Here is a 6,324-nt window from a genome sequence, read left to right as displayed (position 1 = left end):
CGCAACCTCGAACGGTACGTCGAGAACGGCGGCACCCTCGTCGTCTCGTACTTCTCCGGCATCGTCGACGAGCACGACGCCGTCCACGAGGGGCCGTCCCGGTACGGGCAGGGAAGGGCGGCCCGGGCGGATTCAGTCGCCCGTGGCGATGTCCTGCCGCACGGGATCCGAAGACCGTGCCGTCTGTGTGGCGGTGAGGCTGCCGAGCAGCGACAGCGCGTGCGCGGAGGGGCTGCCGGGCGCGGCCTGGTAGACGACCAGTTGCTGACCCGGCGCGCTGTTGATGGTCAACGACTCGTAGTCCAGGGTGAGTTCCCCGACGGCCGGGTGCCGGAAGCGTTTGGTCTCGTGCCTCTTGCGACGGATGTCATGACGCGCCCACAACGTACGGAACGCCTCGCTCCTGAGTGACAACTCGCCCACCAGCTCGATCAACTGAGGGTCGTCGTAGTCGGTTCCCGCGGCATCGCGCAGCCCGCCGACCGCGTTGGCGGCGACCTGGTCCCAGTCCGGGTAGAAGTCCCGGGCGTCGGGGTCGAGAAAGACGAGCCGCATCAGGTCCCCGCTGTAGGTGTGGCCGGCGAACAGGGCAGCACCCAGGGGGTTGTGCGCCAGCACCTCCATACAGCGCCCCAGAACCACGGCGGGTGTGCCGGTCCAGCTGTTCATCATCCGCAGCAGAGCGGGACCCACCCGCTGACGCCGGCTGTTCCCGCGGGGACGTCCCGGCACCGGCCGGGCCAGCCGGTGCAGATGGGCGGCCGCCTCGTCGTCCAGCAACAGTGCCCGGGCCAGCGCGTCGACCACCTGTACCGAAGGATTGCGCTCGCGCCCCTGCTCCAGGCGCACGTAGTAGTCGGTGCTCAGGCCGGCCAGCATGGCCACTTCTTCGCGGCGCAGGCCCGCCACACGACGGTGGCCGACCGTGGGCACGCCCTGCTCCCCGGGCCGCACCAGAGCGCGTCGGGCCCGCAGGAACTCTCCCAGAAGGTTGGCGTTGTCCATGCCGTCGACAGTAGACCCGCACCGCACCCGACACGGCTGCGCAAGGTGGCCGCGATACTCCTACGTTCGCCGCGCCAGGGCGCTGGTCCCGCCGGTCCGGAGGCTGCGGCCAGGTCGGTCAGCGGCGGTCCGGGCCGCGGGCATCCGGCGTCCGGCGTGGCGTGCCCGGTGAGACGCCGACGGCAGACGCCGGACCCGCGAGGCGGGGGCACCTGTGCCCGTCACCTGGGCGAGTGCCGACTCCGGGTGCCTTCCTCACGGAGCCGGGCCGCGGACGGCGCCTTCGCGCGGGCTCGGGTGTCAAGGGCGCTGCCGCGCAGGCCGGATGACCAACTCGTTGACGTCGACGTCGGCGGGCTGGCTGATCGCGTAGGAGATCGCACGAGCGACGGCGTCGGCCGGGATGGCCGCCGAGCGGTAGGCCTTCATCGCCGCCGCGGCCACCGGATCGGTGATGGTGCCGGCCAGTTCGGACTCAACGACGCCGGGTGAGACGGTGGTGACCCGGATGAACGGCTCGGCCTCCTGCCGCAGCCCTTCCGTGATCGCCCACGCGGCGTACTTCGTGGCGCAGTACACGGCGGCCGTGGGCACGACGGAATAGGCGCCGACCGACGCGATGGTGACGAAGTGCCCGCTCTTCTGGCGCCGGAAGTGCGGCATGGCCGCGGCGATGCCGTGCAGCAGCCCCTTGACGTTGACGTCGAGCATCCGGTCCCATTCGTCCACCAGGAGCGCGTCGAGCCGCGACAGCGGCATGACGCCGGCGTTGTTGACGATCACATCGACGCGGCTCCGGGCCGTGACCGCCTCGTCGACGAACCCGGCCACGTCGGCCCGGTCGGTGACATCGAGACGGCGCACGTCGATGCTGCCGCCGTGAGCTCGGACGCTCTCCGCCAGGCTGGTCAACCGGTCCTCTCGACGCGCACCGGCCACCACATGGTGGCCTTCCGCGGCCAGCCGCCTGGCGATGCCCTCGCCGATGCCACTGGTGGCACCGGTGACGAGCACGACCTTCCGGCCGCCCTGTTCCGTGCTCCCCGAGCTCTCGGTGCTCTCGGTGCTCCCCGTGGGTGTGGTCTCCGAGGGTGTCTGTGTCACCGGGTCCTCCTTGCTCAGCCAGGGCAGCAGCCCCGCTCACGGTTCGTTCACCCGCGAATCTGCCGTGTCTGCGGGAGCGGGAGAAGGACGGGATCCTCCTAGGAGTACGGCACACCCCACGCCTGGCCGACGAGGTGGTGAGCCTGACAACCGAGTGGCCCACGGACGCCGCGCCACGGGAACACACGCGCACACACGTGCCCCGGCCCGTGCCACGTCCAGGTGTTTACGGGGCGCGGGTGAGGCTAGTCGGTTCGTGTGCCGCTGTCCGTCGCCGGAAGCCGGACCGTTCCCGAGGAGAACCGACCGAAGAAGACCAAGTCGACGGATGACGTCCTCGCGGAGAAGGACACCACCGAGGCCGTGAGTGCCCCGACCGGCCCGGCACGTCACCGCGCGTGAGACCGCAGGCCAGGCTTGCCGGCTACTGGGGTCGGCAGTGTTGCCCTGTCCGCCAGTTCGCGGTGGCGGCGGTGATGACGGTGTCAAGCCTGTCCCGGGCGCTCGCCAGATCGCCGATCCTCCTGTTGATACGGTCCCGTTCGGCCGAGAGCCCCTCGAGCAGTTCTGGCGTGGCCTCACCGTTCACGACGCACGGCAGCAACTCCGCGACCGACTTGCTCGCCAGCCCGGCGGCGTACAACTGCTGGATCAGCCGGACACGGTCGACCGCGCTGTCCGGGTAGTGCCTCTGGCCGCTGGGGCTGCGTTCCGAGGCGAGCAGGTGCTGTTCCTCGTAGTACCGCAGCGCCCGAACGCTGACGCCTGCCCTGGTGGCGAGCTCGCCGATGCGCATCACGTCTCCCGATGTGTCCCGGACCATACTTCTTGCCTCTGACGTCAATGTCAGGTTTTAGCGTGTCTCGCACCGGCCTCGTCCTCTCCGCCGAAGCGGGGGAGAGACGGGCGAAAGCAGACATGCGAAAGAGGTATCTTCCCATGACCGCATCGGACACGACGGCCACGGACGTGGCCTTCCCCGCCCCCGCCCCCGTCGTCTCGGTGAAGCCGGTGGTCCTGGAAGCACCGGGCCGTGGCGAGGGCCTGCGGGTGAGGATCTCCGCGCCGGCGACCGGAAGCGAACTGCCGATCGTCGTCCTCTCGCACGGCTTCGGCTCGTCACTGAACGGATACGGCCCCCTGACCGACTTCTGGGCCGCTCACGGCTTCGTGGTGGTGCAGCCCACCCATCTCGACTCCAGGACGGTGGGCCTTCGCCAGGACGATCCCCGCACACCGCGGATCTGGCGTTCGCGCGTCGAGGACATGAAGCGCGTCCTCGACCAGCTCGATCTCCTGGAAGCTGCCGTCCCCGGTCTCGGCGGTCGCCTCGACCGAAGTCGCATCGCCGCGGCCGGACACTCCTTCGGCGGTCAGACGGCGGGCAGTCTGCTGGGCCTGCGCGTCCTCGATCCGGTGAACGGGAAGGAAGAGGACCTGTCCGACTCACGGATCAAGGCAGGTGTGCTGCTCGCCACGGCTGGAAAAGGCGGAGCTGACCTGACACCGTACGCAGCCGAGCACTTCCCGTTCATGAACCCGCGCTTCGCCCACATGACCACGCCGGCCCTCGTCGTCGCCGGGGACAGGGACGACTCCCCGCTGTCCGTGAGGGGACCGGAGTGGATGGCCGACCCGTACTTCCTGAGCCCGGGTGACAAGAGCCTGCTCACCCTCTTCGGGGCGGAACACTCGCTGGGCGGGATCGCCGGCTACGAAGTCCAGGAGACGACGGACGAGAACCCCGAGCGGGTCGCCCTGATCCAGCGGGTCACCTGGGCCTACCTCCGCCATGCACTCGGCATCGAGGACACCGGCTGGGCCTCGGCGCGCAAGGCCCTGTCGGAGAGCGCCGACCCCATGGGACGGATCGATTCCAAGTGAGACGTCGCCGCGCCGCGAGGCTCTCATCGGCTCACCGTGCGAGCACGGCGACGAACCGTCCGGTATCGCGCGCGGGTTTCTCCCTACCGGAGGGACGACGGCTCGGTGGTCAGTCCTGGAGGTCGACGACGACCTTGACGTCGTCGGGCTGGGCCTCGAACGCCCTGGCGGCGTGTGCGAGCGGGACGCGCCTGGTGATCAGGCCTTCCAGCCAGTTCCGGTCCGCCTTCGCCAGGGCCTCGGCGGCTTGCTGGAAGTGACGCAGGTTGGCGTTCACGGAGCCGACCACGGCGTCGTTCTGCAGCACCATCTGCCGGTTGATGCCGCCCGCGTCCACGGTGATGCTGCGGCCGGCGGGCGAGACGCCGGTCAGGCACACCACCCCGTACGAGGCGGTACCCCGCAGTGCGGCGAAGACCAGGGCACTGGCTCCGGTGGCCTCGATGATGACGTCCGGGCAGACCCTGTCGATCACATGCGCCGCGTCGTCACTGTGGTAGGTGGCCCCGAGGTCCCGTACCAGCGAGGGTTTGGGGCCGCTGGTCACTCGGTCCAGGACGTGCACCTGCAGTCCGCGCTGGGCGCCGAGGAGGGCGGCCAGCAGACCGATCGGCCCGGCACCGGTGACCAGAACGCGTCGTGGCTCGAACCAGGAGCGCCCACCCACACGCTCCACCTGCTCCCATGCCTTGGCCACGACCGAGGTCGGCTCCATGAGCACGCCGACGTGCTCCAGGTGCGGCTGCAGCCTGACGGCGTAGCCGGGCTCCACACACCACAGCTGGGCGCCGTAGCCGTCGATCTCCTTGATGCCGCGCTCGGTGTAGCGGCCGTTGCGGCACATGTCGAACTCCCCATGGGCGCAGGCACCGCAGGGCACGGGGTCGGGCCGGCGCACCACTCCGGCCACCAGGTCACCGGCCGTGAACCCGCTGCCCTGCGGCGCCTGTTCGACCCGGCCGAGTGATTCGTGACCGAGGACGAGCCAGTCGCGGCCGGGCGGCGCCCACCCGTAGCCGCCGCCGGTGATCTCGTGATCCGTCCCGCAGACACCCACCGTCAGGCCGCGTACCAGCAGCTCGCCGTCGGCCGGGGACGGGGCCGGCAGCTGCCGCAGTTCGAGTGAGTTCTGCCGGCCAGGTCGTACGGTCAGTGCGCGCATGGAATGTGCCACCTCTCACCATCGGTCTCAGCCCCGGACGCTTCCTCGTCCTCGGCCTGGGGTTCCATCGACAGCAGCATGGTGACGGCGGTACCCCTCGTACGGACAAGTTCACCTGACATCTGCGCGCCAACCTCAGTCGCGCCGCACTACGTCGCCTGGATGCCGACAGCACCGGGAGGCGCGTCGGCGGCACAAGGCGGCCGAACGGCTGCGCCGCACACGGGTCCTGGTGAACGGTCCGGTACGGGGTGGGCGCGGCGGCCTTGAGACGGCCATGTGACGGCCTGACCGGGCCCCGGCTGCGTCAAGCGGGTGACTCGAGAGTTGCCCCCTGGGACGCCGGTCGTTGGGCCAGACATGATCAAGAAGATTGCCTGTGTCTCCGTCCTGGCCGTTGCTCTCCTGGCATCCGCCCCCGCCGCCCAGGCCGCGTCGGCCCCTCTCCCGTCCGCTGGGGCGCCTGGCGCTGCCCTCCTCGGCGGCCTCCTCGGGTCGCTGGAGGTGGGCAACCCGGCTACGTCCCTTCAGGCACTGCTCCCGTCGGGCGTGCTCGGCGGATGAGGCAGCGCCTGGCCCGCAGGCCGCTCAGCGGGCCCCGCGCTGTGACAGCCGATGATCGGTCGCGGGCGTCAGCGGGCGTCAGTGCGTGTCAGCGCGGGGCGCGAGGCGCCTCTGGATGAGGTGAGACCCTTCGACAGGCTCCGCCTCGCCCGGACGCCCTGCTCCATGCCGGGAACCACCGCTGTTCCCCGCGTCCGTGGACGGATCCACACGGTTGCGCTACGCGTTGACGGGCGGTTCGCCGGCGGCGTCCGCGACGAACGTCTCGGCCGCCGCCGCGTCGACGCCCAGCGAGGACAGCACCCCGGCGCCGTTCTCCTCCTCCAGCAGCCCCAGCAGAAGGTGACCGGTGCTGACACCGTCGTCGTCGAGCCGCAGGGCCGTCCGGAGCGTCAGTTCGAGCGCCTTCTTCGAGCGGGCGTCGTACGGAATCAACACCGGATCGGCGTCGCTGCGCGCCGGCAGGGCGGTCAGGACCGTGTCCCGCGCCTGGCCGGGGTCGACGCCCTGCGCCGGCGACATCGAGGGCGTGGTCCTCCAGTTCGCGGCGATCCTGGCCCGGCCGGAGGCGAAGAGCGGCCTGATGGCGGTCGTCGCGGAGTCGA

General features: G+C 70.7%; 6 protein-coding genes and 1 pseudogene. 2 read left to right on the top strand and 5 right to left on the bottom strand.

Translation table 11 applies throughout. The annotated features are described in order from the left end of the window. Positions 1 to 96 (top strand): annotated as a pseudogene (locus tag ACWD0J_RS40820) (beta-galactosidase trimerization domain-containing protein); the annotation flags it as partial. A gap of 36 nt (positions 97 to 132) precedes the next feature. Here the strand turns inward: ACWD0J_RS40820 and ACWD0J_RS40815 are convergent. From ACWD0J_RS40815 to ACWD0J_RS40805, 3 genes are all read right to left on the bottom strand, one after another. Next, positions 133 to 1,005 carry a helix-turn-helix domain-containing protein gene (locus ACWD0J_RS40815; RefSeq protein WP_451500927.1) on the bottom strand — a complete coding sequence of 291 codons (873 nt, stop codon included), beginning with the start codon at positions 1,003 to 1,005 and terminating at the stop codon, positions 133 to 135. A gap of 300 nt (positions 1,006 to 1,305) precedes the next feature. Continuing rightward, the gene (locus ACWD0J_RS40810; RefSeq protein ID WP_451500928.1) at positions 1,306 to 2,019 is read right to left on the bottom strand and encodes an SDR family oxidoreductase; all 714 of its coding nucleotides are present in this window, start codon (positions 2,017 to 2,019) and stop codon (positions 1,306 to 1,308) included. Between the two features lie 514 nt (positions 2,020 to 2,533). Next, positions 2,534 to 2,905: a MerR family transcriptional regulator gene (locus tag ACWD0J_RS40805; protein ID WP_451500926.1), complete on the bottom strand. Its 372-nt coding sequence runs from the start codon at positions 2,903 to 2,905 to the stop codon at positions 2,534 to 2,536. A gap of 143 nt (positions 2,906 to 3,048) precedes the next feature. Here ACWD0J_RS40805 and ACWD0J_RS40800 point away from each other — a divergent pair, with 143 nt between their 5' ends. After that, on the top strand, positions 3,049 to 3,993 hold the full coding sequence (locus tag ACWD0J_RS40800; protein WP_451500925.1) for an alpha/beta hydrolase family protein: 945 nt from the start codon (positions 3,049 to 3,051) through the stop codon (positions 3,991 to 3,993). 109 nt (positions 3,994 to 4,102) lie between these two features. Here ACWD0J_RS40800 and ACWD0J_RS40795 read toward each other — a convergent pair whose 3' ends face one another. Together ACWD0J_RS40795 and ACWD0J_RS40790 are read right to left on the bottom strand one after the other, a co-directional pair. Further along, entirely contained in the window at positions 4,103 to 5,155 is a 1,053-nt protein-coding gene (locus ACWD0J_RS40795; protein ID WP_451500924.1) for a glucose 1-dehydrogenase, read from the bottom strand. 783 nt (positions 5,156 to 5,938) lie between these two features. Then, positions 5,939 to 6,324: Clp protease N-terminal domain-containing protein (locus ACWD0J_RS40790; protein ID WP_451500923.1), on the bottom strand; the 386-nt coding region annotated here is incomplete at its 5' end.

Source organism: Streptomyces sp. NPDC003011, assembly GCF_053591515.1.
Note: the sequence above shows the minus strand (reverse complement) of the source record. Positions and strands in the feature narration are given on the sequence as shown.